This is a genomic window from Stappia albiluteola (assembly GCF_014050225.1).
In the GTDB taxonomy this organism is placed as follows: Bacteria; Pseudomonadota; Alphaproteobacteria; order Rhizobiales; family Stappiaceae; genus Hongsoonwoonella; species Hongsoonwoonella albiluteola.
In genome coordinates this window covers 50,639-76,592 of the sequence record NZ_JACFXV010000062.1, presented here as the reverse complement: position 1 = coordinate 76,592, position 25,954 = coordinate 50,639, and the positions used below count along the sequence as shown (strand labels likewise).

Sequence of the window (25,954 nt, the reverse complement as noted above, 5' to 3'; positions counted from 1 at the left end):
GACCAAGCCGATGCCCGACCTTCTCCTGGAGCTTTTCAGCGAGGAAATTCCCGCCCGCATGCAGCGCCGCGCGGCCGAAGACCTGAAGTCGCTGGTCACCAACGCGCTGGTCGATGCCGGTCTCGTCTATGAGGGCGCCAAGGTTTTCTGGACGCCGCGCCGGCTCGCGCTGCATGTCGCCGGGCTGCCGGCAGGCTCCAAGGCAACGGTGGAAGAACGCAAGGGTCCCCGCGTCGGCTCGCCGGAAAAGGCGCTGGAAGGCTTCCTGAAGGCGGCCGGTCTTTCGTCGATCGAGCAGGCGGAAGTCGTCTCCGATCCCAAAAAGGGCGAGTTCTACGTCGCGCGCACCGAAAAGCCGGGCCGCGCGGCGCTCGACATCATCGCCGAAGCAATGCCGGGGATCGTGCGGTCCTTCCCCTGGCCGAAATCCATGCGCTGGGGCACCGGCCAGCTGCGCTGGGTCCGGCCGCTGCATTCCATCGTCTGCACCTTCGGCCCCGAGACCGAGGAGCCGGAAATCGTGCGCTTCGAGGTGGACGGCATCGCATCCGGCGACACGACGCGCGGCCACCGCTTCATGGGCGGCGAGGCGTTCAGCGTGCGCCGGCTCGACGACTACATGGAGAAGCTGGAGCGGGCGAAGGTGGTGCTCGACGCCGAACGGCGCAAGGACATCATCCGCCACGACGCCCGCGACCGGGCGCTGGCCCTCGGCCTTGAGCTGGTCGAGGACGAAGGCCTGCTGGAAGAGGTGTCCGGCCTCGTCGAGTGGCCGGTGGTGCTGGTCGGCTCCTTCGACGAAAGCTTCCTGGAGATCCCGGACGAGGCGATCCGCCTGACGATCCGCGCCAACCAGAAATGCTTCGTGCTGCGCGCTCCGGCGACCGGGCGGCTTGCCAACCGGTTCGTGCTGACCGCCAATATCGAGGCGAGCGACGGCGGCAAGGAGATCGTCCACGGCAACGAGAAGGTGATCCGCGCCAGGCTTTCCGACGCCAAGTTCTTCTGGGAAACCGACCTGAAGACGAAGCTCGAAGCCTTCCTGCCGAAGCTCGATTCAATCGTCTTCCACGAAAAGCTCGGCACGCAGGGCGAACGGGTGAAGCGGCTGATGGCGCTGTCGCGCGAGATCGCGCCGCTGGTCGGCGCCGATCCGGACAAGGCGGAGCGGGCGGCAAGGCTGGCGAAGGCCGACCTCGTCTCCTCCATGGTCTACGAGTTCCCCGAGCTTCAGGGCCAGATGGGCCGCACCTACGCCTCGATCCAGGGCGAGGACGCTTCCGTGGCCGCGGCCATCGAGGAGCACTACAAGCCGCAGGGACCGAGCGACCGCGTACCCTCCGACCCGGTTTCCATTGCCGTCGCGCTCGCCGACAAGCTCGACCTTCTCGCCGGTTTCTGGGCGATCGATGAAAAGCCTACGGGGAGCAAGGATCCCTATGCGCTTAGGAGAGCGGCGCTGGGGGTGATCCGGATCGTGCTGGATAACGGACTGCGTCTGTCTGTTGTTGACTTGCTTGAAAATTCGCGTGAGCAAGTGACCGTTTCAATCTCAGCGACCGCAACAATGCAGCAAGCGGTTGAAGGAAATAAATTCTTTCCCGCAAGAGTAACTGTAAGTCACCCTTGGGGTAGTGGAAAAGCTAGCGAGCAAAGCCTCGACCTCCTTTCCTTCTTCGCCGACCGACTGAAGGTGCATCTGAAGGAGGAAGGCGCGCGGCACGACCTGATCGACGCCGTCTTCGCGCTCGGCGGCCAGGACGACCTTTTGATGATCGTCAAGCGCGTCGAGGCGCTCGGGCGTTTCCTCGAAACGGAGGACGGCGCCAACCTGCTGGCCGGCACCAAGCGCGCCGCCAACATCCTGCGCATCGAGGAAAAGAAGGACGGCAGGCCGGTTGAAGGCCGCCCCCATGCCGACCATCTGGTCGAGCCGGCGGAAGTCCAGCTTGCCGCCGCCATCGACGCCGCCCGCTCCGATGCGGCCGAGGCGATCGCCGGGGAGGATTTCGAGGGCGCCATGGCCGCCCTTGCCCGCCTGCGCGGCCCGGTGGACCGTTTCTTCGAGGAAATCCTCGTCAATGCCGAAGACCCTCACTTGCGCGAGAACCGGCTGAAACTTCTGGCCGAAATCCGCGATGCAACCCGCGCGGTGGCGGATTTCTCGAAGATCGCGGGATAGGGGCCCGGAATTTGGTGCGGGGGCGGCGGCTGTATCTAATTCCGCTGCGGAAAGGACGCCCTGCCTCTCCCCTCGTCTTCGCCGGGCCCAGACCCGGCGATCCATGGACGGTTGCGGCGAGGATGGATACGCGGGTCAGGCCCGCGTATGACGAACCGAGGGGTTGCGGCAGAGAGGCTACCCACTCTGTCATGCTCGCACCGACGCGCCCACAAGCCCTGTCATGCCCGGCCCGACCGGGCATCCAGTAACCGCCCACTCCGGAGATTTTGCCACTGAGGCACGCGTTTACTGGATCCCCGTCTTCACGGGGATGACACCTGAGTTTGAGGCAGGCACCCTGCCTCACCCTCGACCGTCGGAGGGCGCCCTGCCTCTCCCCTCGTCTTCGCCGGACTTAATCCGGCGATCCATGGACGGTTGCGGCGAGGAGACATGCCGCATGGATACGCGGGTCAAGCCCGCGTATGACGAACCGAGGGGCTACGGCAGAGAGGCTACCCACTCTGTCATGCTCGCACCGACGCGCCCACAAGTCCTGTCATGCCCGGCCCGACCGGGCATCCGGTAACCGCCCGCTCCGGAGATTTAGCCACATATTCAGGTGTCTACTGGATCCCCGTTTTCACGGGGATGACACCAGAGGATGGGGCGCCGGTCTCACCCCTCTACGGTCGAATGGGCGCTCCGCCTCTCCTCTCGTCGTCGCCGGGCCCAGACCGGGCGATCCATGGATGGTTGCGGCAAGGAGACATGCCGCATGGATACGCGGGTCAAGCCCCCGCATGACGAACCGAGGGGTTGCGGCAGAGAGGCTACCCACTTTGTCATGCTCGCACCGGCGCGCCCACAAGTCCTGTCATGCCCGGCCCGACCGGGCATCCAGTAACCGCCAACTCCGGAGATTTTGCCACTGAGGCACGCGTTTACTGGATCCCCGTCTTCACGGGGATGACACCTGGGTTTTGAGGCAAGCACCCTGCCTCACCCTCGACCGTCGGAGGGCGCCCTGCCTCTCCCCTCGTCTTCGCCGGACTTAATCCGGCGATCCATGGACGGTTGAGGCGAGGATGGATACGCGTGTCAAGCCCGCGTATGACGAACCGAGGGGTTGCGGCAGAGAGGCTACCCACTCTGTCATGTTCGCACCGGCGCGCCCACAAGTCCTGTCATGCCCGGCCCGACCGGGCATCCAGTAACCGCCAACTCCGGAGATTTTGCCACTGAGGCACGCGTTTACTGGATCCCCGTCTTCACGGGGATGACACCTGGGTTTTGAGGCAAGCACCCTGCCTCACCCTCGTCTTCGCCGGGCCCAGACCCGGCGATCCATCGGAAGTTTGCGGCAAGGATGGATACGCGGGTCAAGCCCGCGTATGACGAACCGAGAGGTTACGGCAGAAAAGTAGCCGCACACTCCGTCATGCCGGACAAACGAGGCGCAGCCGAGTGCAGAGCCGGTATCCAGAAATCAGCGCGGGCGCTAGCCCGCACATCATTCCCGATGGCGAACGCCCGCCGCTCAGATCGTCGCCACCACCCGCGTATGCGCCTCCACAGCGGCGAAGGCCGACATGTTGACCACGCCACGCGAGGTCACCGACGGCGTCAGGATATGCGCGGGCCTGGCCGTGCCGAGCAGGATCGGCCCGACATGCAGCGATTCCGTCATCACCTTGATCAGGTTCAGCGCGATATTGGCCGCATCCAACGACGGGAAGACCAGGAGGTTCGCCTCCCCTTCCAGCCGGGAACCCGCCATCACGCGCCGGCGCATCGCCTCCGACAGCGCGGAATCGCCGTGCATCTCGCCGTCGACCTCAAGATCGGGCGCCATCTTCCAGATCATTTCCAGCGCCTCGCGCATCTTCCGCGAGGCGGGCATGTCGCGCGAGCCGAAATTGGAGCTTGAGAGCAGCGCCGCCTTCGGCGTGATACCGAAACGCCGGATCTCGCGCGCCGCCAGCATCGTCATCTCGGCGATCTCTTCCGCCGTCGGATCGACCGTCACATAGGTATCGGTGAAGAAGGTCGCGCCCTTGCCGTTGATCAAGAGCGACAGGGCGGAAAAGTCGCGCACGCCCATCGCCGTGCCGATGATGTTGCGCACGTCGCGCAGGTGCTTGGAAAAGCGCCCTTCGAGACCGCAGATCAGCGCGTCCGCCTCGCCGCGATGCACGGCCAGCGCGCCGATCACCGTGGTGTTGGAGCGCACCATGGTGCGGGCGGCTTCCGGCGTCACGCCCTTGCGGCCCACCAGTTCCAAAAGCGTGTCCACGTAGTCGCGGTAACGCGGATCGTCTTCGGGATTGATGCACTCGAAATCCCTGCCCGGCCGGATCTTCAGGCCGAAGCGTTCGCAGCGCGTCTCGATCACCGCCGGGCGACCGATCAGGATCGGCACGGCGAGCTTGTCTTCCAGCAGCACCTGGGTGGCGCGCAGCACGCGCTCATCCTCGCCGTTGGAATAGATGATCCTCTTTTCCGTCGCCCTTGCCGCGGCGAAGATCGGCTTCATGATCAGGCCGGAGCGGAAGACGAAGCGGTTGAGGCGGTCGTGATAGGCCTCAAAATCCTCGATCGGCCGTGTGGCGACGCCCGTTTCCATCGCCGCCTTCGCCACTGCCGGGGCGATGCGCAGGATCAGCCGCTGGTCGAAGGGCGACGGGATCAGGTATTTCGGGCCGAAGGTTTCCGACACGCCGCCATAGGCGCGCGCGGCCACGTCCGACGGTTCCTCACGCGCGAGCTGGGCGATCGCCTCGACCGCCGCAAGCTTCATCTCCTCGTTGATCGTCGTCGCGCCGACATCGAGCGCCCCGCGGAAGATGTAGGGGAAGCAAAGGACGTTGTTGACCTGGTTGGGATAGTCCGAGCGGCCGGTGCAGATGATGGCGTCGCCGCGGGCGGCCAGCGCCTCCTCCGGCATGATCTCGGGCTTCGGATTCGCCAGCGCCAGGATCAGCGGCCCCGGCGCCATCTTCTTCACCATGTCCGGCTTCAGCACGCCGGCGGCCGAAAGACCCAGGAACACGTCGGCGCCCGGCAGGATTTCGGCCAGCGTCCGGCATTCGGTCTTCTGCGCGAAGACGGCCTTCCACTCGTCCATCAGCGCCTCGCGGCCTTCATAGACGACGCCCTCGATATCGCTGATCCAGATATTCTCCCGCTTCGCGCCGAGCGACACCAGCAGGTTGAGGCAGGCCAGCGCCGCCGCGCCCGCGCCGGAGGCGACGATCTTCGCCTCCTCGATCTTCTTGCCGCCCAGCTCCAGGCCGTTGCGGACGGCCGCCGCCACGATGATCGCCGTGCCGTGCTGGTCGTCATGGAAGACGGGAATGTTCATCCGCTCGCGCAGGCGGCGTTCGATGACGAAACATTCCGGTGCCTTGATGTCCTCCAGGTTGATGCCCCCGAAGGTCGGCTCGAGCGCTGCCACCGCGTTGCAGAAGCGGTCGACCTCGCGCTCGTCCACCTCGATGTCGAAGACGTCGATCCCAGCGAATTTCTTGAAGAGGACCGCCTTGCCCTCCATCACCGGCTTGGAGGCGAGCGGCCCGATGGCGCCCAGTCCCAGCACCGCCGTGCCGTTGGAGATCACCGCGACCAGGTTGCCGCGCGCCGTATAGTCGGCCGCCTTGCCCGGATCCTTCGCGATCTCCAGACAGGGTGCGGCGACGCCCGGCGAATAGGCCAGCGCCAGGTCGCGCTGGTTGCCAAGCGGCTTCGTCGCCTGGATCTCCAGTTTCCCGGGGCGCGGGTGGCGATGATAAAAGAGGGCGGCCTCGTCGAGGTCGGCGGAAGTCGGCGGCTGATCGGTCATGGGAGGATCTTGTCGTTGCGCAGGCAGTGAATCGGATTGCACAAGCTAGCATTTTTGAACTGAAACGCCAGAACGGCCCGGCCGGTCCGCCAGGATCACGGTGCGGAGCAGGAGATAGAGCGTCGTCGCGTTGAAGGCATGCCAGAGGAAATGCGTTCCTGTGGGCCAGCTTTCGCAAAGGGGCGCATCCGCCATTCGCAAGGCCATCGACGGCAGGAAGACGCATGCCGCCGACAGCAGCCCGCGCGATGCCGGCGGGTTTCGGCGATAAAGCGCCAGTCCCGTCGCCGCCATCGCCAGGAAGGCCGGCACGTAGCCGCCGGTCGAGCCGAAAGCGGCCCGCAACACTCCGCCCGCCCCGGCGGACGCCAGCGCGAAGGCGATCACGATGCCGAGACTGGGCCAGACCGGCAGCCCGAAGAAGCGCCGCAGCGCGACGAAGAGATAGGCATGGATGAAGACGGCGATCGGGATGACGTCGGCCAGCGCCGACCAGCGGTTCGCAAACGTGTGAAAGAGGAAGGAGCCGATGCCGATCGCCGCCACCAGCAGGATGAGGAGCAGCGACGGGAAATCCCCGCCTCCGCGCCGCCGCAACAATTGCCAGGCGGCGACCGCTGCTATCAGGAAGGCAGCATTCGAAACCGCGTTCAGCGGTTCCGCCCAGAAAGCCGGTCCCACCCGCTCGCAATAGGCGTCGACCGGCGCCGTCCAGTCCATTGGCTGTTTCCTCCCTTGGATGGGCTTGCCGAAAAAGTTTGAGGCGCGGTTCGCCCTGCCGGAGATATAGTCGGCGGAACCGGACAAGCAGACATATCAGGACAAGGAAGCCAAATGCACCGCATCGACGAAAGCCGGCCCTTCATTCCCATGCGCATCGCCGTCCTCACCGTGTCGGATACGCGCTCGCTTCAGGATGACAAGAGCGGCTCGACGCTGGCGGCCCGCATCGCCGAGGCCGGCCACAAGCTCGCCGCCCGCGACATCGCCACCGACGATATCGAGGCAATACGCGCGGTCGTGGGCAAGTGGATCGCTTCGCCGGAGATCGACGTCGTCATCACCACCGGCGGCACGGGCTTCACGGGGCGTGACGTGACGCCCGAAGCCATCGAACCTCTCTTCGAAAAGAAGATGGACGGCTTTTCCGAAGTCTTTCACCGTATTTCCTACGACAAGATCGGCACATCGACGATCCAGTCGCGCGCGACCGGCGGCGTGGCCAATGCCACCTACATCTTCGTCCTGCCGGGCTCGCCCGGCGCCTGCAAGGACGCCTGGGACGGCATTTTGAAATTCCAGCTCGACTACCGGCACATGCCCTGCAACTTCGTCGAGATCATGCCGAGGCTGGATGAACATCTGAAGCGCGGCAAGCTGCGCCAGGCTTGAGCGACCGGCAGTCGCATCCACCGGAAATTGTCCACGGAGCGATGCGAACAATCTTGCGTAATCAAGCGTGCGTGAGATGAAGTTTACCTCCCGAAGCGGCAACCTGTGGGAACCCGCATCCATTGCCCGACCCGGGAGGTCAGACGATTATGAAATCAGTATCGATGAGCCGCCGCGCAGCTCTTGCCAGCGCTGCCGGAGCCGCCTTTGCCGCGCCCTTCATTGCCAGGGGCGTCACCCCCGTGCAGGCAGCCGCTCCGCAGCTCGGCCCCAGCCGACCGAGCTTCAATCGCGTGCAGCTTGGCGGCTTCGAGGTGACCACCCTGCTTGATGCCGCCAACCCGATACCCGGTCCGCATCCGATCTTCGGCCAGGACCAGACGGCCGAAGCCGTTGCCGCGCTTGCGAAAGAGAACCATCTGCCGACGGACAAGATGGTGATCGGCTTCACCCCGGTTCTCGTCAACACAGGCAAGGAACTGGTGCTTTTCGATACCGGCCTCGGCGGCGGCGCCGGCAGCCTGCCGGCCCAGATCAAGGCGTCCGGCTACACCCCCGAGCAGGTTGATGTCGTCGTCATCACCCACATGCATCCCGACCATATCGGCGGGCTGATGAGCAACGGCCACCCGACCTACGCCAACGCGCGCTACGTGACCGGCCAGGTCGAGTACGATTTCTGGTCCTCGCCCGACCGCTTGTCCGGCCCGACGGAAGGCGGCGCCAAGCTGGTGCAGGCGAATGTCGTGCCGCTTGCCGGCAAGATGACCTTCATCGGCAACGAGGGCGAGGTGGTTGCCGGCATCCACGGCATCGACGCCCATGGCCACACGCCGGGCCACATGGCCTTCCACATCGAAAGCGACGGCCACCGACTGCTGGTCTGGGGCGATGTCGCCAACCATTTCGTCGTGTCGATCCAGCGTCCCGACTGGCATGTCCGCTTCGACATGGACAAGGAAAAGGCCGCAGCCACCCGCAAGCGGATCTTCGACATGGCCGCAGCCGACAGCCTGGCGGTTACCGGCTATCACATGCCCTTCCCTTCGCTCGGCTACATCTCGGCCAAGGACGGGGGCTATCGCTGGGACGCGGCGAGCTACCAGTTCTCGATCTGATTTTCAGCGAAAACCGGAAGAAAGGCCCGGGGCGCTTCATGCGCGCTCCGGGTTTTCTTTTTCAATGGGATTGCCTCAGGCCGCCCGCCCGGCTTCGGCCACACAGGTCGCCACGGCTGCGGAGCGCAACTGCACGAGGCGGCGGCGGCCGATCCGCCGGGCAAGATCGCGGTCCGGGCGCGATGCCATGGCCCTCACGCCTCCAAGGCCGCGATAGAAGGCGCGCGACAACACCAGCCCCTGCCCCGCGTGCGGCAAGGCAAGCAGCCGGCAACCGAGAGATGCCCGCCATTCGACAAGGCGCGCCTGCCAGCCGAAATCGTCCACCGCCAGGCGAAATACGGCCGCGCATTCTTCGGCACGCCCGGCACGCTCCGCCCGTTCGGCGAAACTGCGCAACTCCTCCGACCAGCCGGGTTCGAGCACGCTGCCGGGCGCCAGAAACATCAGCCACTCGCCCCGTCGCGCCGCGTCGGCGCCGCCGGCAAGCCTCTCCCCTTGCGAGCCGGCCACTTCTATGAGTTCCGCCCCTGCCGCGTCGGCAATCAGATGCGTTCCGTCCGTCGAACCGCCATCGGCGACGACGACTTCGCGAACAACGCCTTCCGCGGCGGCCGGGACGAGCGCGCTCAGGGTGCGCAGCAGCGCCTGCTCGCTGTTGAATGTTGGAATGATCACGCTCAGCATGGCGCATTCATAAGTGCTTTTTGCCTAGATTGAAATCACTGCCTTATTTTTTTGCTCCCCGCAAGCGGGCACGCCGATGAGAATCCCCCTTGCCGCCTCCGGGACACGGCGCTATGTTCTCGTTATGTTCCAGTTGGACGAGTACCCATGAGACCCCGATCCGCCGAGCAGATACAGGCGCTGGATATTGCCGCCACCGCCTTTACCGAAGAAAACTGCATCGACTTTTCGGTCGCCGGGAGCGCGCCCACCATCGACGCGGAACGCCGTCGGGGCAGAGGCGCCGGCCTCAACATGAGCGGGCGCTTCGAGAAACAGGCGCGCGAGATCTTCGACGACGGCTGGGAAACGATCGAGGACCTGCCGCCGTTCCGCACCGAGGTGCAGACCGAGAGGGCGCGAACGATCATCACGCGCAACGAATCGCCGGATATTTCCTTCGACCGTTCGATAAACCCCTATCGGGGCTGCGAACATGGCTGCATCTACTGCTTCGCCCGGCCCACGCATGCCTATATGGGCATGTCGCCTGGGCTCGACTTCGAAACCCGGCTGTTTGCAAAGCCCAATGCCGCCGAACTGCTGGGGCGGGAGCTTTCGAAGCCGGGCTATCAGCCGAAGACAATCGCGATCGGCACCAATACCGACCCCTATCAGCCGATCGAGCGGAAATTCGCCATCATGCGGGAGGTATTGGAGGTCCTCGACCGCAGCAACCATCCCGTCGGCATCGTCACCAAGTCGGCGCTGGTGCTGCGCGACATCGATATCCTGGGCAGGATGGCGGAGCGCGGGCTGGTGAAGGTCGCCCTTTCGGTCACGACGCTCGACCGCAAGCTTGCCCGCGCGATGGAGCCGCGCGCCGCAACGCCGGAGCGCCGGCTGTCCGCGATCCGAGGCCTTGCAGAAGCCGGGATCCCGACCTCCGTGATGATCGCCCCGGTGATACCGGCGCTGACCGACAGCGAAATGGAGGCAATTCTGGAAGCCGCCCATGACGCGGGCGCCACGGAGGCCGGCTATATTCTTCTGCGCCTGCCGCTGGAGGTAAGCCCGCTGTTTCGCGACTGGCTGCTGCGCGAACGGCCCGACCGCTATCGCCATGTGATGAACCTGCTGCGCTCCATGCGCGGCGGCAAGGACTACGACGCCGAATGGGGCAAGCGCTTCAAGGGAGCCGGCCCCTACGCCCAGCATCTCGGCCGGCGCTTCACGCTGGCGGCCAAACGTCTGGGCATGAACGCCCGGCGCCGCAAGCTCAGCGCCGAGAGCTTCGCGCCGCCATTGAACGGCGGCGTTCAACTCTCGCTCCTCTGATACACGTAAAGAATTACGGGCGAAGGGCGGGCTGCGGTTTCCGTGCAAGCCGGATGTCGTCTAAGCTGGGGCGATTCCAGCATTACGGACATTTCCTCGGCCCATGCACGATTTCAGCCTCGTGGCTCCGCTTTCCCTCGACCTCCCCGAAGAACTCTCCGCCGCCAGGGAGCGCCGGATCGCAGGGCGGTTCGACGATCGGCTGGCGGGACTGGACGAAGCGGGGCGCGGTCCCTGGGCCGGGCCCGTGGTGACCGCGGCCGTGATCCTCGACTATTCGAGACTGCCGGCAGGACTGGACGATTCCAAGAAACTCACCGAGAAAAAGCGGCAGAGCCTGTTCGAGGTCATTTGCGAAACGGCGGACGTTTCTGTTGCCTATGCCTCCCCCCGCCGCATCGACCTCATGAATATCCGCGCCGCGAGCCTGTGGGCCATGTGCCGCGCCGCAGACGGGCTAAGGCAGCATCCGGCAGCCTGCCTGATCGACGGCAGGGACATACCGCCGGGGCTGCGCTATCCGGGCCAGGCGGCTATCAGGGGGGATGGCAGGATCCTTGCGATCGCCGCGGCATCCATCGTCGCCAAGGTCGTCCGCGACAGACTGATGGAGCGGCTCGACCTGCTGAGCCCCGGCTACGGCTTTGCCAGCCACAAGGGCTACGGCACGCCGGAACATTCCGAAGCCCTCGCGCGCCTAGGACCCTGCCTTCACCATCGCATGAGCTTTCGGCCCGTGGCGCTGGCCTCCCAGACGATCGGCCCGAACTGAATTGGCCTTTTTCAAAAGCAAAAGGCCCCGCGCATGGCGAGGCCTTTCACACTTGCTGTCGAAGCCGGACCGCGTGCTCAGTTGAGCCGGGCCTTGACCTCGTCGATGCTCTTTCCAAGCAGGCCGTCGGCGAGATCGCCCTTGACCGTCTTGCCGAGAATCTCGCGAGCCGCGGCAACGGCGAGGTCCGTAGCCCGCGCCCGCACTTCCGCGATTGCCTGCCCCTCGGCCTGCTCGATCTTGCGCTCGGCAGCCTTGGTCCGGCGCTCGATCATTTCTTCGAGCGCCTCGTTAGCCTCGGTCGTCAACCGCTCGGCCTCGAGCCTGGCTTCGGCCACGATGGCGGTTGCCTCCTCCTCGGCCTCGCGACGCTTGCGCTGATACTCGGCGAGAAGGGCCTGGGCCTCCTCGCGCAGCCGGCGCGCCTCGTCCAGTTCCTTGGAGATCGTGTCGGCGCGCTTGTCGAGCGCCGAGCCGATCTTGCCAGGGATCTTCAGGTAGACCAGGAGAGCCAGGAAGAGTACGAGCGATACAAACGCCCAGAATGTAGCGTCCATCTGCCTCTCCTTACTTCAGGGCCGCCTTGACGGCCTTGTCGAGTTCCGTCTTGGACGGAGCCTTGCCGATCAACGCCTCGACGAGCGCGCTCGTCGTCTCGGTGGCAATGTCGCCGACCTGCGAAAGGGCCGCGGACTTGATCTCGGAGATCCGTTCTTCGGCATCCGCCAGACGCTTGCCGAGTTGGGCTTCGGCATCGCGACGGCGTGCGTCCGTTTCCGCCTTCAGCTTTGCCCGCGTGTCGCTGGCAATGCCGTGCGCGCGGTTGCGGGCCTCGGCCAGTGCCTGCTCATAGGCGGCAATCGCCGCGTCGCTCTCCTGCTTCAGCCTGTTGGCTTCGGCAAGATCACCCGCGATACGGTCGCGCCGGTCTTCGAGAATGCCGCTGATCCGCGGCAGCGCCACCTTGGTCATCGCCCAGTAGAGCACGCCGAAGGTGATCGCCAGCCAAAGGAGCTGCGAGGGAAATGTCGCGCTGTCGAACGGGGGGAATGAACCCGTCGCCTGCGCATCGTGGGGCACTTCCGTCCCGGCGGTGGTTTCACCGCTGGTCGACTCCGCACCGTGTGTCGTCGCCATAGCCGTCGTCCTTACCCGATTTCAGTGACGCTGCCGCCGGACCTTGCCAACTGGAAACAGAACCCTGAGCGCCTGCTCCGGGAAGGCCGGTCATCAGTCAAACCGGGCAGCCGGTGTCACCACACCCGCTGCCCGGCCAGATCACGTCGCTGACGCCAGTCTGTTGATCAGACGGCGAAGAGGAGGAGAAGGGCAACGAGAAGCGAGAAGATGCCGAGAGCTTCGGTAACGGCGAAGCCGAAGATCAGGCGGCCGAACTGGCCGTCGGCGGCCGACGGGTTGCGCAGTGCGCCGGCGAGGTAGTTACCGAAAATGCTGCCGAGGCCGATAGCCGCGCCGCCCATGCCAAGGCAGGCAATACCGGCACCGATCAACTTTGCTGCTTCAGCTTCCATGACAAATGCTCCTTCGTGGGATTCAAGCTGTTACGTCCGGCTCCGCGACATGCGGAGCCAATGGGTTGCCCTCAATGGCTCGGATGCAGAGCGTCGTTGAGGTACATGCAGGTCAAGACGGTGAAGACATAGGCCTGCAGGAAGGCGACCAGGAATTCCAGGCCCGTCAGCGCGACCGTCATGATCAGCGGCAGCACCGAGGTAACCGGACCGAAAAGGCCGAGGCTTTCGCTGGCGGCGAGCGAAATGACGAAGCCGGCGAAGACCTTCAGCGTGATGTGGCCGGCCAGCATGTTCGCGAAAAGACGAACGGAGAGGCTGATCGGACGGGACAGGAACGAGATGACCTCGATCATCGTCACCAGCGGCACGAGAACCCCCGGCACGCCGTGCGGCACGAAAAGTCCGAGGAACTTCATGCCATGCTTGGCGAAGCCGTAGACGATGACCGTGCCGATGACCAGCATCGCCAGCGCGAAGGTGACGATGATCTGGCTGGTGACGGTGAAGAAATACGGGAACATGCCGATCAGGTTGGCAATCAGCACGAACATGAACAGCGAGAAGACGAAGGGAAAGAACCGCATCCCCTCGTTGCCGGCCGAACTTCGCAAGGTACTTGCGACGAATTCGTAGCTCATCTCCGCCATCGACTGCCAGCGGGTCGGCACCAGGCCGCGACCGCTCGTCGACATGATCAGGAACAGTGCCGTCACGGCGACCGTCGCGACCATGAAGAGCGAAGCATTGGTAAAGGACAGATCAAGGCCGCCGACCTCGATCGGGATGATCTTGTTGATATGGAACTGATGGATCGGATCGTTCGCCACCGGCTCAGCCCCTCTTCCTGTTCTCGCTCACGCGCAAAGCGCCCCTGGGTTGGTTTCCGGAACGACCGCCTTGGCGTTAAACGCGGCGGAAAGCACCGGCAGTCTTGAGAGGCCCGCCCCTCCTTCGGAAAAATCCGAGGAAAGGCGGGCCCGAAATTCCGTATCGGCCCGGCATCCCTTACCCGCCGCGCTCCCGATCGAGCGGATCCGCCAGTTTGCCGGCGGACCGCAGGACGTTCAGCACACCGGCCACGAACCCCAGCAACAGGAACACGATCAGCCCCCAGGGCGACGTGCCCAGTCCGGCGTCGAACAACCAGCCAATTCCGCCTCCGACCAGAACGCCCGCGACGAACTCCGTCGACAGGCGCATGGCGAGCGCAAATCCCCTGGCATCGCTCTCGCGCCGCCGCCCGGATGAAGCGTTCCGCTCATCCGTCTGGCGCTTCGCGTCAAGCGAGCGGCTGAGCTGTTCCATTCGCTTGGACAGCCCGGCATCGGGCGGGCCGGCCTTGCCTTCTTCCTGCCCCGGATCACGCGGAGACACCATCAGGTTCCCTCCCAGGCTCAGGCCAGAAATTCGGCTTGGAAATCGACCCCCTAAAGCCGGGCGCACCATAGTCGGCACCCCATGCCCTGTCAAGGCGGCGCTGGATGGAACTAAGATATTGAAAAATATGGATCTTCGACTTTTGGAGAAGGTTCGGGAAAGCGCTTTTCACATGCGCCTCGCAACGACATCGTTCGCCGTTGCAGCAATCACACGGCTTCCAGGAAGCGTTCCGCCGTCTGGAGGTCCACCGAAACGAGCTGGGAGACCCCCCTTTCGGCCATTGTCACGCCGAAAAGGCGATTCATCCGCGCCATGGTGATCGGATTGTGGGTAATCACCACGAACCGGGTCTCGGTGCGTCCGGCCATATCGTCCAGGAGGTCGCAGTAACGCTCGACATTGGCATCGTCGAGCGGTGCGTCCACCTCGTCCAGCACGCAGATCGGCGCGGGATTCGTCAGGAAGACGGCAAAGATCAGCGCCATCGCCGTCAGCGCCTGCTCGCCGCCCGAAAGAAGCGTCATCGTCTGCGGCTTCTTGCCGGGGGGGCGGGCGATGATCTCAAGTCCGGCTTCCAGCGGGTCCTCCGCGTCGACGAGCTGCAGTTCCGCCGTGCCACCGCCGAAAAGGTGGGTGAAAAGCCCCTGGAAATGGCCATTCACCGTGTCGAAAGCCGCCAGCAGACGCTCGCGGGCCTCGCGGTTGAGGTTGGAGATCCCCGTCCTCAGCCGCTTGATGGCTTCCACGAGATCATCGCGCTCGGCGGCCAGCGTGCCCCGCTGCTCGTCGATTTCCTTCAATTCTTCCTCGGCGCGGAGGTTGACGCCGCCAAGACGCTCGCGTTCCGCCTTGAGCCTTTCAAGCTTGCGCTCCATGGCATCCTGCTGCGGCAGGGGAGCATTCTCGGACAGCCCGGCGATCTGCAGCAGCGCAGCCGCAGGAACTTCAAGCACCTCGTCGATTCGCGCCTCGATTTCGCCCTTGCGGCGCCGGGCCGCGACCAGCCGCTCTTCCGTACGCACTTTCTGCTCGCGCGCGGCCGACAATGCCTCCAGTGCCTCTCTTGCAAGCTGGTCGAGCCGGCTCAGCTCCGATTCGGCGATTACCAGCGCGTCGTCCGCACTCCGTCGTGCCTCTTCGGCCTTGGCGATTTCGGCGAAGAGCTCTCGCCGCTTGATCTCGATATCCTCGGGCGCCTCCAGCAGAATCTGGCGCTCTTCCTCGGCTTCCTCGCGGCGTTGAGCAAGAATTTCGATCTGGGCGCGCGCGCCCGACGCGCGATTGTGCCAGCTTGCCCGTTCGCGCGCGATCGCCTCGATACGGCGGTCGCGCAGCTGGCGCTCGCGCGCGACGCTGTCCGCCGCCGCCCTCGCCTCGGCCAGGGTTGCCCGCGCATCGGCCAGTTCCGCCCTCAGTGCGGCGAGGGTCTCTGCAATACCATCGCCGGACGGAAGCTCCTGCAGATTGGCTTCGGCTTCCAGCAGCGCCTCGCGAACCTCGGCGATATCGGCTTCAAGCCGCATTACCGCATCCTGCAAGGCCTGCTGCCGCGTGACCGACTGCGCAAGCGTCTTTTCCGCCTGCGCCAGGCTGTCGCGCGCGCCGGCGACCTTGCGCTGCGCATCGCGAAGGCGAACGCGCGCCGCCTCCACCGTGCCATTGGCCAGAGCGACGCGCTCGGCAGCTTCGGCGAGAGCATCCTCGCGCGCGCGCAGCTCCTCGCGAGCAGCGACAATCTCGTCTTCCAGTGCGGCAAGCCGGTTCTTCTGGACCAACCGCTGCGCGGCCGGCGTCGGTGCTTCGGCCGCGACGGTGAAGCCGTCCCAGCGCCAGAGATCGCCGTCCTTGCTGACCAGCCTTTGGCCGGGCTTGAGCCGCGGCTGAAGCGCCGCCCCCTGCTCTCGTTCAACCACGCCAATCTGGGCGAGGCGGCGAGCAAGCGCGGGCGGCGCCTCGACCACTTCGGTCAGCGACCGCACACCTTGCGGCAAGGGCGGATCGCCGTCGCCCGCCGAGGATTGCGTCCAATGCACGGGCGCCCTGGCGTCTGTCGGCGCGTCCAGATCCTCGCCCAGTGCCGCGCCCAGCGCCGTCTCGAAGCCGCCAGCCACGCGAACTGCCTCGATCACGGCTTCGAAATCGCCGGTTTGACCGACATTCAGCACCTTGGCGAGCGTTTCGGCCTCAGCTTCCAGACGAGACAGCCGGGCCTGTGCCTCCGTCAGCGGCGGGCGGGCGGAATCAAGAGCCTCCCGTGCAGAAATCGTTGCCTCTTCGGCCGCCGCAACCGTTTCTTCTGATTCCAGAAGGTGCGATTCGGCGCTTTCCAGCTCCTCGCGCATCAGGGCGGGACCTTCGACGGCGGCAATCTCCGCGGCAATCCCGGCAAGTTCCGCTTCAGCCTCGCTCATCTGGCGCGAAAGCCGGTCCGCCCGCGCCCTGGTGTCCTGAACTACACGTTCGAGCTGCTGGCGGCGCGCCAGAACGCGCGCCTGCTCCTCGGTCAGTTCCGCCAGCTTGCCTTCGCGGCGGGCGACCGCCTCGGCGGCGGTTTCCACAACAACGCGCGCTTCCTCGGCGCGTTCGCCGTCAGCCTCGTTCTCAAGCCTGAGAGTTTCCTCTTCCTCCTGCAGGATCAGCAAATGCTCGCCGTTCTCGGCGATCATCTGCTCCTCGCGGGCAAGATCCTGCGCAAGGTGCTGGAGGCGCGCCGTCAGGTCCGACAGGCGCTCCTTCACGCGGCGCTCTTCCGCGTCCAGTTCGTTGCGCGCGATTACCAGCCGCTGCAGCACGGCACCCGCGCGCGCGGCCTGATCGCGCACCTGCGGCAGCTGATGGGCGGCGATCGCCTGCTGCCTGGCAGCCTCGCCCTGCCGGCTTGCCGCCTCGGCCAGCCGCGCGTCGGCGGCGATTGCATCGGCCTCCGCCTCCTCAAGCTGAGCCCTGCCCTCGGCCCAGCGCAGATAGAGCAGCGCGGCTTCGGTCTCGCGAATCTCCGACGAAAGGTTGCGGTAGCGGCTGGCCTGACGCGCCTGGCGCCGCAGACCGTCGAGCCGGCTGTCGATCTGCACCAGCACGTCTTCGAGACGATCCAGGTTCTGCTCGGCGGCCCTGAGGCGAAGTTCTGCTTCATGGCGCCGCGAGTGAAGGCCTGAAATGCCGGCCGCTTCTTCCAGGATCATGCGCCGCGAGGTCGGCTTGGCGGCGATCAGCTCGCCGATCTGGCCCTGACGGACAAGCGCCGGCGAGCGGGCGCCCGTCGAAGCATCCGCAAAGAGCAACTGCACGTCGCGGGCGCGAACGTCCTTGCCGTTGATCTTGTAGAGGGAGCCCGACTCCCGTTCGATCCGCCGCGTCACCTCCAGGGTGTCGCCGTCATTGAAGCCGGTCGGCGCGGTGCGGGCCGAATTGTCGAGAAACAGCGTCACTTCGGCGGTATTGCGCGAGGGACGGTTGAGGCTGCCGGAGAATATGACGTCGTCCATGCCGGAAGCGCGCATATTCTTGTAGGAATTCTCGCCCATCACCCAGCGCAGGGCCTCGACGAGATTGGATTTGCCGCAACCGTTCGGCCCGACGACGCCCGTCAGGCCATCGCCGATGACGAATTCCATCGGCTCGACGAAGGATTTGAACCCGAGAACGCGAAGCTTGTTGAATTTCACGGCCGGACGCCTCCTCCGGCCATGCCATCATACCTTCCGGCAAGCAGGGCGCGGCGACAAGCGCCGCGCGCCACTGCGTCAAAGAAGCGGTTCGAGGGCCTTTTCAAGCTCGTCAACCGTGATGGCTCCATTCACCCGCGTGCCGTTGAAGAAGAAGGTCGGCGTCGAATTCACGCCGAATTCCGTCGAGGCACGCTCCCGAACGGCATTTACATTGTTCAGGAGTTCCTGATTCTTCAGGCAGGTGTCAAAGCTTTCCTGCGTAAAACCGACCTGCTTGGCGAAATTCAACAGAGAATTATACGGATCGTTGGTGAAAGCCCAGGAGCGCTGCTCGTGGAACATGGTTTCCACGATATCGAAATACTTCTCCTGCGGCGCGCAGCGCGCCAGCATGAAGGCGGCCGTGGCGACCGGATCGAGCGGGAATTCGCGGAAAACGAACCGCACCTTACCCGTGTCGATATATTCCTTCTTGAGATGTGGGTAGGTGTTCTTGTGGAAATTGGCGCAATGGCCGCAGGTCATCGACGCATATTCGACGATCGTCACGCCGGCATTCGGATCGCCCAGCACCATGTCGGACAGCGCTCCAGGCTGCATCAGGGCGTCCACGTCGACCGTCTCGGCGAAGGCGGGCGCGGCCGACAGGGCAAAGCCGGCGGCGACGAGCGTGCAGGCGGTGCGTTCCAGAAACTGTCTGCGGTTCAAAGTCACGTTGAATTTCCCATCCGGATTGGCGTGGAAGCGGAATGTGCCGCCTTTGGTGCATGCGCCTGAATAAAGCGAGCCTTCCGCTTGACGGACCTCACCTCTCGCGCGTCTGCGACAGAATGTGTAGGCGGCGGTGCCGCGCGTCAACGGGACACAGAAATTATGGCATCAATGAGAGGTGAGGACCTCATGAAACCGGAACCACGAACTAGCTCTTGATAACCGGTATTTTGACGAGCAGACCCGCGATCGATCCGCTAGTTTCCTGCAACTCGGTTCCGCCTTTCCGAAAGGGATCGAACGATTTCAATGCTCTCGGGTTATCATGTCTCACCGCCTGGTCGCACCCCTTGCCGCAATCCTGCTTGCCGCCTGCCAGGCGGACCAGTCTCCGCCGGCCTATACGCCCTCTCCTGCGGCGATTTCGGCTGTGCAGCCTGCGAACGCGGAAGGCGACATTTCCGGTGACGGGCCGCTGGTGCTCGACAGCGCGGCGAATGGGGCGGACCCCTTCCTGCCGGACGCCGGTGACTATCCGGCGCCGGCAGGCGACGGGCAGTCCTGGGTCGATCTCGCGCAAGGCTCCTGGAAGGTGGCGGGCGGCGCGGCAAGCGGTTGCCAGTTGCGCTTCGATCATCCGGCCGCGAACGGTATCGCCGCAGCCAGCGCGCGCCATTGCCCGACGAGCCAACTCGCGGAAGTTTCCAGCTGGCGCGGGGCGGGAGACCGCATCGAGCTGTTTTCGGCAAGCGGGACGCCCGTCGCCTTCCTCTATGTCGACAGGCCGGATCTGCTGACAGGTTACATGGTGGATGGACCGGAGCTGGTCGTCAGCCGCTGAGCCGCAAGATCAGCGGTTTTTGGCGATCACCGCGCGGCCAAGCTGCTCCAGCGCCTGACGCAGCTTCGGATTTGCGACCGCGCCGACCTTGCCGGCGAGTTCGCTTTCTTCCTCGGCCGTCAGATCGCGCAGCCGAGGCGGACGTTGCCGTTTTCGCGCCGTGATCGGCCGTTGAACGATCTTTATGCGTCCAACCGCCGCCCAACCGAAAAAGGCGTTGATCCGCTCGATCACCACCGGCAGTTCGTAGCTGAGAAACAACGCCGTCGCTCCGTCCGTGTGCACGGTGAGGACCGCCGGCTCGAGCACTTCGTCCTCGCCGCCGGCGCCGCGGCCTCGCGGCCAGACGAGCCTTTCGGGCTGCACCTTTTCCGCATAGCGATCGCCGACGATATCCGGCCAGGCGGTCAGCAGGTCGGCACTCGCAAAGCCGCGCTTGCGGCAGGCCGCGGAAAGACCCGGGCCGATGAGATCTGCAATTGGTCTTGCCGATCTTGCCTTCGCTCGCCGTGCAGGGTGACTGGTGGCCTGGTTCTGCAAGTTTCCGTCGCTTCCGTTACAGCCGGATGGATCGATACTCGAAACTACACGCCGTCCGCTTGTCTTGAGTCCAACAGTGGTTTGAGACGAAACGATGTCCCGTGCCCTGCTATCCACAAGACTGTTAGGGTGATTCGCATTGCTTGTACTGCAGAAGGGCAAGGTTTTGTTGGCGAATCCGGGCCGGGCGCGTCAAATCTCATTCACGCCGAATCGATTTCCACCGGTCCTGCACAGGCAATGCAGGGATTTGACGGCAGCCGGGTGCAGGAACTAACGCTATCGACACGATGCTCGGACAAGCCGTTGACCGCATGAATATCACCGCCAACCCGGCCGAACTCCTGACCTGGTACGACCGCCATGCCCGACGGCTTCCCTGGCGCGTTCCGCCGGAAGATCGCGCGCACGGCGTCGTCCCCGATCCCTATCGGGTGTGGTTGTCGGAAGTCATGCTGCAGCAGACAACGGTCGCGGCCGTGAGGTCCTATTTCGAGGCCTTCACGAAAAAGTGGCCGACGGTGAAGGCGCTGGCGCGGGCCGCCGAAGAAGACGTCATGAAGGCCTGGGCGGGACTGGGTTACTACTCGCGCGCCCGCAACCTGAAGAAATGCGCCGAAACGGTCGCCGATGATTTCGGAGGACGCTTTCCGGACGACGAGGACGGCTTGCGGCAGCTTCCTGGCGTCGGTCCCTATACGGCGGCGGCCATCGCAGCCATCGCCTTCGACCGCAAGGCCGCCGTCGTCGACGGCAATATCGAAAGGGTGATGACCCGTCTCGCTGCGCTGGAGACGCCGCTGCCGCAGGCCAAGCCTCAAATCCGGGCGTTGGTCGAAAAGTTGACGCCTGAAGGAAGGCCTGGCGACTTCGCGCAGGCGATGATGGATCTCGGGGCAACGATTTGCACGCCGAGAAAGCCTGCCTGCGCGCTTTGTCCGTGGACTTCGCATTGCGCCGGGCGCAAGCAGGGCATCGCCGAAAGCCTTCCTCGCAAGGCTCCCAAGGCGGAAAAGCCGACCCGCAAGGGCATGGCATTCGTCGCCATTCGCGAGGATGGAGCAGTGCTTCTGCGCCGCCGCCCACCCAGGGGGCTGCTCGGCGGCATGAGCGAACCGCCGACCACTCCCTGGTCCGAGGAAGCGGAGACGGACAACCTCGGCCATGCGCCGCTTCCGCTCGAATGGCAGCGCTCGGCGGCCGACGTGCGCCACACCTTCACCCACTTCCACCTCGAGATGGCGGTGTGGCGGGCCAAGGCGCCGTCAGACACCGCTGCGCCGGACGGCCATTGGTGGTCGCCGCCTGCCGACCTCGACGGCGAAGCCCTTCCCACGGTCATGCGAAAGGCGCTGGCGGAAGGCATCGGCAAACCCGCCGCCAAGGCAAGGTAGTCAACACGACTACTGGAATGCCGTTTCCGCGAAGCTGCGCAGCTTGCGCGAATGGAGTCTTTCGCGCGGCATCGCCCGCAGTTTCTCCATCGCCAGAATGCCGATCTCCAGGTGCTGGCTCACCTGCCGCTTGTAGAAATCCGTCGCCATGCCCGGAAGCTTCAATTCGCCGTGCAGCGGTTTGTCGGAAACGCAGAGCAGCGTTCCGTAGGGCACGCGGAAGCGGAAGCCGTTGGCGGCGATCGTCGCCGATTCCATGTCCAGCGCGATCGCCCGCGATTGCGAAAAGCGCTGGACCGGCTCGCGGTGGTCGCGGAGTTCCCAGTTGCGATTGTCGATGGAGGCGACCGTGCCGGTCCGCATGACGCGCTTCAACTCGTAACCCTGATAGCCGGTGACTTCGGCGACCGCCTGCTCCAGAGCGACCTGCACTTCGGCAAGCGGGGGTATCGGCACCCAGGTCGGCAGGTCGGCGTCCAGGACATGGTCCTCGCGCACATAACCATGGGCAAGCACGTAGTCGCCGAGCGTCTGGCTGTTCCTCAGCCCGGCGCAATGACCGAGCATCAGCCAGGCATGGGGCCGAAGCACCGCGATATGGTCGGTTATCGTCTTGGCATTCGATGGCCCGACGCCGATATTGACCATCGTAATGCCGGAATGGTCGTCCCGCACGAGATGATAGGCGGGCATTTGCGGCAGGCGCAGCGGGCTTTCGCCGGCACAGGCCGACGCATCCCCGGCAAGCGTGATGACGTTGCCCGGCTCGACGAATGCGCGATAGCCGCTGGCGGGCGACGCGAGCAGCGCACGGGCGAGCCGGCAGAATTCGTCCATATAGAACTGATAGTTGGTGAAGATCACAAAGTTCTGGAAATGCTCCGGCGCCGTGGCGGTGTAATGCTGCAGGCGATGCAGCGAATAGTCGATACGCGGCGCGGTGAACGGCGCGAGCGGCTCCGGCGTGCCCGCCGGCGCCTCATAGGTCCCGTTGGCGATCGCATCGTCCATCACCGAGAGGTCCGGCAGGTCGAAGACATCGGCAAGCGGCCGTTCCAACCGTCCGGCTATCGTGCTTTCGACATGCCGCCCGTCGTAATAGGCGAAATGCAGCGGGATCGGCAGCGTGCTTTCGCCGATCTCCACCGGCACATCATGATTGCGGATGAGCTGCGACATCTGTTCGCGCAGATACCCCGCAAAGAGATCCGGCCGCGTCACCGTCGTGGAATAGTCGCCCGGCCCCGAGACGAAGCCGTAGGAAAGGCGGCTGTCCAGCCGGCCATGGGTGGCGGTGCGCAGTCTGACTTCCGGATAGAACGCCCTCACCCGGCCGTCCGGCAGGTCTCCCCTGCCCACTCTGGCGAAAGCCTCTCGCAGATACGCGGTATTGCGTTCGAACAGCTCGCAGAGACGGTCGACTGCCCGCCCGGCATCGCGGAAGGGCTCGTGCGGCGCCGGCTCGGGGGAATGAAACAGGCGGCCCGCTCTCTTGTTGCCGCGGGTCACATGGTCGTTGTCGGGCATGCACACCTCTTGCAGGAACCGTGTGGAGAGGCAACGCGTTCACCGCCTCAACCCAAATCGGTCTCATGGTGCGACCAAGCCTGCGCCGACGCAGGGATCGCGGTCAAGCATGCACGATCCGGTTCCGGAAAATATTTCAGGCGCCGCAAAGTTTTTCCGGGCGCGATTTGACGGATCGCGCAAAAAAATTTTGCCGGACTTTCAGCGTTAACGGCCGCAAGTTCTTAACCTTGCAAATTGCATGAGGCCGAAGCCCGGAGCGGCCAAAAAGCCGAGTCCCGCAAGGCGCTTGCCGCATTCGGCTGTCCTGCCAGAGGCCCCGGGAGCCGTTAACAAAGCGACGCAAGATTGACTCCGATCTTCATAAACGTAAACAAACTACTGATTCCAAAAGAAAAATCACTCCCGGGGCTTAACTCCTGATTTACCAACTCAAGTAACCATGATGCTCGAAATTGCGTGAGGTTCTGCGTCGCAATGAGTGTACAGCGTATAGGGGTGCCCCTGACGGCACCCCACTCCTTCGAGAAGCCGGACTGGCTCGACACGATCCTGAAGGGCGACTGCGTGGCAGCTCTTGAAAAGCTGCCGAAGCATTCGGTCGACATGGTCTTCGCCGATCCGCCCTACAATCTGCAGCTCGGCGGCGACCTTCATCGCCCCGATCAGTCGCGCGTCGACGCCTGCGACGATCATTGGGATCAGTTCGACAGCTTCGATGCCTATGACGCCTTCACCAGGGCGTGGCTGCTGGCGGTCAAGCGCGTTTTGAAGCCGGACGGCTCGATCTGGGTGATCGGCTCCTACCACAACATCTTCCGCGTCGGCGCCATCCTACAGGATCTCGGCTACTGGATCCTCAATGACGTCGTGTGGCTGAAATCGAATCCGATGCCGAACTTCCGCGGCAAGCGGTTCACCAATGCCCATGAAACGATGATCTGGGCCGTGCCGCGCAAGGATGCGAAATACACCTTCAATTACGAAGCGCTGAAGACCTTCAACGACGATCTCCAGATGCGTTCCGACTGGCATCTGCCGCTATGCACGGGGTCGGAGCGGTTGAAGGATGAGGACGGCCGCAAGGTCCATCCGACGCAAAAGCCGGAATCGCTGCTCTATCGCGTTCTCCTGTCCTCCACGAACCCGGGCGACGTCGTCCTCGACCCCTTCTTCGGCACGGGTACGACCGGTGCGGTGGCGCGAAAGCTCGGACGGCATTTCGTCGGCGTCGAGCGCGAGCAGGACTATATCGATGCGGCCCGCGCCCGCATCGATGCACTGAGCCCTGCCAATGACGACGCGCTCGAGATCACGCTCGGCAAGCGGGCGGCCCCTCGCGTTCCATTCGGAAACCTGATCGAGGCGGGGCTGATTGCGCCGGGCACAAAGCTGACCTGCGCCCGCGGCCGCCACCAGGCCACCGTGCGCGCCGACGGCTCGCTGGTCAGCGGCGACCACCGCGGTTCGATCCACAAGGTGGGGGCCCTCGTCCAGGGACAGGAGGCCTGCAACGGCTGGACCTTCTGGCACACCGAGGATGGCGGTCTCCTGACCCCGATCGACAACATGCGACAGATCATCCGATCCGGACTGCCGACAAGCGGCCGGTGACTTAGAGCGCTTTCCACGAAAGCGGGATCGCTTTCGTGACAAGAAATCGCTCCAGAATCGATGCTTTGAGCATATCCTTGTCGCCAAATCCGATTCAGATTTGGCGGGGTATGCTCCAGCGCTCTTCCCCGCGAGCCAAAAGGCCTCCGGGCGGTTCCCGCCCGGAGGCTTTGTCTATCTCAGCGGGATCGGCTTTTTCTGATCGGCCGGCATGAGGCAGACGAGAAGGTCCGCCAGGCCTTCAGCCTGGGCTTCGCCGAGTTTGTCGCCGACATGACGCTGAATGGCTGCCGCGTAGACGGGCCACATGGCCCCACGCAGGTCCCTGCCCTTGCGGGTAATGCGGATGACGGAACCGCGACCGTCCTCCGCGCAAGGCTCGCGCGAGACGAGGCCTTCCCGCACCAGCCGGTCTATCAGCCGGGACATGTTGTACTGCGCCATGAGGATGCGTCTTTCGATCTCGAGCGGACGCAAGCCCCCCTCCGGCTCGCGGTCGAGTTCCAGCAGCACGTCATACCAGGCTAGCGGCGGAAAGCCCGCATCCTTCAGATCGCGCTCGACCGAGGCGCGCGCGAATTCCGCGGCCCTTACGAGCCTCGCCCAGGCTTTCTGGATGTCTTGTGAAGGCAGGACGTCCATTTCCATGCGCATTCGCTATCAGCTTCGTGTCAGGCCATCAACCTTGCAGTTTTATTGCAATTGCACCATTATAGATGCAAGTGCATTTATATAAGGAGCGGTCCATGACCGACAAACCTGTTCTCGTCAGCCACACGCTTTGCCCCTATGTCCAGCGCGCGGCAATCGCCTTCGCCGAGAAGGGCGTCCCTTTCCAGCGCGTCTATGTCGACCTGTCCGACAAGCCGGACTGGTTCAAGCAGATCTCGCCGCTCGGCAAGGTTCCGGTGCTCAAGGTAGGCGAGGAATCGCTCTTTGAATCGGCAGCGATCGTCGAATATCTCGAGGATGCCTACCCGAACCCGCTCCACCCCGAGAATGCGGTGACGCGCGCCAGGCACCGCGCCTATATGGAGATGGGCTCGAACATTCTGAACGGCATCGCCGGGCTCTACAACGCTCCGGACGAGGCCGCCTTCCGCGCCAAGGCCGGTGAATTGCGCCAGCGCTTCGAGCGCATCGAGGAAGAACTGAAGGACGGGCCGTATTTTGCCGGCGGGAAATTCACGCTGGTCGATGCGGTCTTCGGACCGATCTTCCGCTATTTCGACGTCTTCGACCGAGTCGACGACTTCGGCATCCTGCAGGGGCTCGAAAAGGTTGCCGCGTGGCGCAAGGCGCTGGCCGAACGCGATTCGGTAAAGAACGCGGTCGGCGAGGACTATCCGGACCTGCTGCGCGACTTCCTGCGTCGCCGTCCCAGCTATCTCGGCCGCCTCGCGGCCTGACGCACGGCATAGGCGAATACAAAAATGCCCGGCGATGAGCCGGG

The 25,954-nt window shown here is 64.4% G+C and carries 22 protein-coding genes; 9 read left to right on the top strand and 13 right to left on the bottom strand.

The window, feature by feature from the left end; all coding sequences use genetic code 11:
* Positions 1-10 precede the first annotated feature (10 nt).
* Positions 11-2,182 carry a glycine--tRNA ligase subunit beta gene (glyS, locus tag H2509_RS14985; protein ID WP_182166659.1) on the top strand — a complete coding sequence of 724 codons (2,172 nt, stop codon included), beginning with the start codon at positions 11-13 and terminating at the stop codon, positions 2,180-2,182.
* Positions 2,183-3,704: 1,522 nt separating this feature from the next.
* Here glyS and H2509_RS14980 read toward each other — a convergent pair.
* Positions 3,705-6,005, bottom strand: coding sequence for an NADP-dependent malic enzyme (locus H2509_RS14980; protein WP_182166657.1), 2,301 nt, complete (start codon positions 6,003-6,005; stop codon positions 3,705-3,707).
* 45 nt (positions 6,006-6,050) lie between these two features.
* A complete protein-coding gene (locus tag H2509_RS14975) occupies positions 6,051-6,725 on the bottom strand; it encodes a ceramidase domain-containing protein (protein WP_182166655.1) in 675 nt (224 codons plus the stop codon).
* A gap of 114 nt (positions 6,726-6,839) precedes the next feature.
* Between H2509_RS14975 and moaB the strand changes: the two genes are divergently transcribed.
* Together moaB and H2509_RS14965 are read left to right on the top strand one after the other, a co-directional pair.
* Entirely contained in the window at positions 6,840-7,397 is a 558-nt protein-coding gene (moaB, locus tag H2509_RS14970; protein WP_182166653.1) for a molybdenum cofactor biosynthesis protein B, read from the top strand.
* Positions 7,398-7,546: 149 nt separating this feature from the next.
* Positions 7,547-8,515, top strand: a complete 969-nt coding sequence (locus H2509_RS14965) for an MBL fold metallo-hydrolase (protein ID WP_182166651.1) — start codon at positions 7,547-7,549, stop codon at positions 8,513-8,515.
* Positions 8,516-8,590: 75 nt separating this feature from the next.
* Here H2509_RS14965 and H2509_RS14960 read toward each other — a convergent pair whose 3' ends face one another.
* Positions 8,591-9,202: a glycosyltransferase gene (locus H2509_RS14960; protein ID WP_182166649.1), complete on the bottom strand. Its 612-nt coding sequence runs from the start codon at positions 9,200-9,202 to the stop codon at positions 8,591-8,593.
* Positions 9,203-9,349: 147 nt separating this feature from the next.
* On the opposite strand from H2509_RS14960, the gene H2509_RS14955 reads away from it, so the two are divergent.
* Together H2509_RS14955 and H2509_RS14950 are read left to right on the top strand one after the other, a co-directional pair.
* Positions 9,350-10,519, top strand: coding sequence for a PA0069 family radical SAM protein (locus H2509_RS14955; protein WP_182166647.1), 1,170 nt, complete (start codon positions 9,350-9,352; stop codon positions 10,517-10,519).
* A gap of 103 nt (positions 10,520-10,622) precedes the next feature.
* Positions 10,623-11,291, top strand: a complete 669-nt coding sequence (locus H2509_RS14950; RefSeq protein WP_182166645.1) for a ribonuclease HII — start codon at positions 10,623-10,625, stop codon at positions 11,289-11,291.
* Between the two features lie 77 nt (positions 11,292-11,368).
* On the opposite strand, the gene H2509_RS14945 is transcribed toward H2509_RS14950, so the two are convergent.
* The 7 genes from H2509_RS14945 to H2509_RS14915 form a co-directional block, all read right to left on the bottom strand.
* Positions 11,369-11,848: a F0F1 ATP synthase subunit B gene (locus tag H2509_RS14945; RefSeq protein ID WP_182166643.1), complete on the bottom strand. Its 480-nt coding sequence runs from the start codon at positions 11,846-11,848 to the stop codon at positions 11,369-11,371.
* Between the two features lie 10 nt (positions 11,849-11,858).
* Positions 11,859-12,428, bottom strand: a complete 570-nt coding sequence (locus H2509_RS14940) for a F0F1 ATP synthase subunit B (protein WP_182166641.1) — start codon at positions 12,426-12,428, stop codon at positions 11,859-11,861.
* A 167-nt stretch (positions 12,429-12,595) separates the two neighbouring features.
* Positions 12,596-12,823 (bottom strand): F0F1 ATP synthase subunit C, encoded by a 228-nt coding sequence (locus H2509_RS14935; RefSeq protein WP_182166639.1) that lies wholly within the window; start codon positions 12,821-12,823, stop codon positions 12,596-12,598.
* A 71-nt stretch (positions 12,824-12,894) separates the two neighbouring features.
* Positions 12,895-13,653 (bottom strand): F0F1 ATP synthase subunit A, encoded by a 759-nt coding sequence (locus H2509_RS14930; protein WP_182166637.1) that lies wholly within the window; start codon positions 13,651-13,653, stop codon positions 12,895-12,897.
* A 178-nt stretch (positions 13,654-13,831) separates the two neighbouring features.
* Positions 13,832-14,203 carry an AtpZ/AtpI family protein gene (locus tag H2509_RS14925; protein ID WP_235974984.1) on the bottom strand — a complete coding sequence of 124 codons (372 nt, stop codon included), beginning with the start codon at positions 14,201-14,203 and terminating at the stop codon, positions 13,832-13,834.
* A 209-nt stretch (positions 14,204-14,412) separates the two neighbouring features.
* Positions 14,413-17,871: a chromosome segregation protein SMC gene (gene smc / locus H2509_RS14920; RefSeq protein ID WP_182166633.1), complete on the bottom strand. Its 3,459-nt coding sequence runs from the start codon at positions 17,869-17,871 to the stop codon at positions 14,413-14,415.
* 78 nt (positions 17,872-17,949) lie between these two features.
* Positions 17,950-18,588, bottom strand: a complete 639-nt coding sequence (locus H2509_RS14915) for a DsbA family protein (RefSeq protein WP_182166631.1) — start codon at positions 18,586-18,588, stop codon at positions 17,950-17,952.
* Between the two features lie 322 nt (positions 18,589-18,910).
* On the opposite strand from H2509_RS14915, the gene H2509_RS14910 reads away from it, so the two are divergent.
* Positions 18,911-19,426: an AprI/Inh family metalloprotease inhibitor gene (locus H2509_RS14910; RefSeq protein WP_182166629.1), complete on the top strand. Its 516-nt coding sequence runs from the start codon at positions 18,911-18,913 to the stop codon at positions 19,424-19,426.
* 9 nt (positions 19,427-19,435) lie between these two features.
* Here the strand turns inward: H2509_RS14910 and H2509_RS14905 are convergent, their stop codons facing one another.
* A complete protein-coding gene (locus H2509_RS14905; RefSeq protein ID WP_182166627.1) occupies positions 19,436-19,966 on the bottom strand; it encodes a DUF721 domain-containing protein in 531 nt (176 codons plus the stop codon).
* A gap of 314 nt (positions 19,967-20,280) precedes the next feature.
* Between H2509_RS14905 and mutY the strand changes: the two genes are divergently transcribed.
* On the top strand, positions 20,281-21,360 hold the full coding sequence (gene mutY, locus H2509_RS14900) for an A/G-specific adenine glycosylase (RefSeq protein ID WP_235974978.1): 1,080 nt from the start codon (positions 20,281-20,283) through the stop codon (positions 21,358-21,360).
* A 9-nt stretch (positions 21,361-21,369) separates the two neighbouring features.
* Here the strand turns inward: mutY and H2509_RS14895 are convergent, their stop codons facing one another.
* On the bottom strand, positions 21,370-22,887 hold the full coding sequence (locus tag H2509_RS14895) for an AMP nucleosidase (protein WP_182166623.1): 1,518 nt from the start codon (positions 22,885-22,887) through the stop codon (positions 21,370-21,372).
* 477 nt (positions 22,888-23,364) lie between these two features.
* Here H2509_RS14895 and H2509_RS14890 point away from each other — a divergent pair, with 477 nt between their 5' ends.
* Positions 23,365-24,501, top strand: coding sequence for a site-specific DNA-methyltransferase (locus H2509_RS14890; protein ID WP_182166621.1), 1,137 nt, complete (start codon positions 23,365-23,367; stop codon positions 24,499-24,501).
* 174 nt (positions 24,502-24,675) lie between these two features.
* Here the strand turns inward: H2509_RS14890 and H2509_RS14885 are convergent, their stop codons facing one another.
* On the bottom strand, positions 24,676-25,149 hold the full coding sequence (locus H2509_RS14885) for a MarR family winged helix-turn-helix transcriptional regulator (RefSeq protein WP_235974977.1): 474 nt from the start codon (positions 25,147-25,149) through the stop codon (positions 24,676-24,678).
* A gap of 98 nt (positions 25,150-25,247) precedes the next feature.
* On the opposite strand from H2509_RS14885, the gene H2509_RS14880 reads away from it, so the two are divergent.
* Positions 25,248-25,910 (top strand): glutathione S-transferase family protein, encoded by a 663-nt coding sequence (locus tag H2509_RS14880; RefSeq protein WP_182166619.1) that lies wholly within the window; start codon positions 25,248-25,250, stop codon positions 25,908-25,910.
* Positions 25,911-25,954: the final 44 nt, after the last annotated feature.

Excerpts from the sequence above, each read along its gene's own strand:
- H2509_RS14945 (WP_182166643.1), bottom strand. The coding sequence starts at position 11,848 with ATGGACGCTACATTCTGGGCGTTTGTATCGCTCGTACTCTTCCTGGCT.
- H2509_RS14880 (WP_182166619.1), top strand. The coding sequence starts at position 25,248 with ATGACCGACAAACCTGTTCTCGTCAGCCACACGCTTTGCCCCTATGTC.
- H2509_RS14975 (WP_182166655.1), bottom strand. The coding sequence starts at position 6,725 with ATGGACTGGACGGCGCCGGTCGACGCCTATTGCGAGCGGGTGGGACCG.
- H2509_RS14910 (WP_182166629.1), top strand. The coding sequence starts at position 18,911 with ATGTCTCACCGCCTGGTCGCACCCCTTGCCGCAATCCTGCTTGCCGCC.
- H2509_RS14955 (WP_182166647.1), top strand. The coding sequence starts at position 9,350 with ATGAGACCCCGATCCGCCGAGCAGATACAGGCGCTGGATATTGCCGCC.
- H2509_RS14925 (WP_235974984.1), bottom strand. The coding sequence starts at position 14,203 with ATGGTGTCTCCGCGTGATCCGGGGCAGGAAGAAGGCAAGGCCGGCCCG.
- H2509_RS14885 (WP_235974977.1), bottom strand. The coding sequence starts at position 25,149 with ATGGAAATGGACGTCCTGCCTTCACAAGACATCCAGAAAGCCTGGGCG.
- H2509_RS14965 (WP_182166651.1), top strand. The coding sequence starts at position 7,547 with ATGAAATCAGTATCGATGAGCCGCCGCGCAGCTCTTGCCAGCGCTGCC.
- H2509_RS14935 (WP_182166639.1), bottom strand. The coding sequence starts at position 12,823 with ATGGAAGCTGAAGCAGCAAAGTTGATCGGTGCCGGTATTGCCTGCCTT.
- H2509_RS14950 (WP_182166645.1), top strand. The coding sequence starts at position 10,623 with ATGCACGATTTCAGCCTCGTGGCTCCGCTTTCCCTCGACCTCCCCGAA.
- H2509_RS14890 (WP_182166621.1), top strand. The coding sequence starts at position 23,365 with ATGAGTGTACAGCGTATAGGGGTGCCCCTGACGGCACCCCACTCCTTC.
- H2509_RS14980 (WP_182166657.1), bottom strand. The coding sequence starts at position 6,005 with ATGACCGATCAGCCGCCGACTTCCGCCGACCTCGACGAGGCCGCCCTC.
- H2509_RS14940 (WP_182166641.1), bottom strand. The coding sequence starts at position 12,428 with ATGGCGACGACACACGGTGCGGAGTCGACCAGCGGTGAAACCACCGCC.
- glyS (WP_182166659.1), top strand. The coding sequence starts at position 11 with ATGCCCGACCTTCTCCTGGAGCTTTTCAGCGAGGAAATTCCCGCCCGC.
- moaB (WP_182166653.1), top strand. The coding sequence starts at position 6,840 with ATGCACCGCATCGACGAAAGCCGGCCCTTCATTCCCATGCGCATCGCC.
- H2509_RS14895 (WP_182166623.1), bottom strand. The coding sequence starts at position 22,887 with ATGCCCGACAACGACCATGTGACCCGCGGCAACAAGAGAGCGGGCCGC.
- mutY (WP_235974978.1), top strand. The coding sequence starts at position 20,281 with ATGAATATCACCGCCAACCCGGCCGAACTCCTGACCTGGTACGACCGC.
- H2509_RS14960 (WP_182166649.1), bottom strand. The coding sequence starts at position 9,202 with ATGCTGAGCGTGATCATTCCAACATTCAACAGCGAGCAGGCGCTGCTG.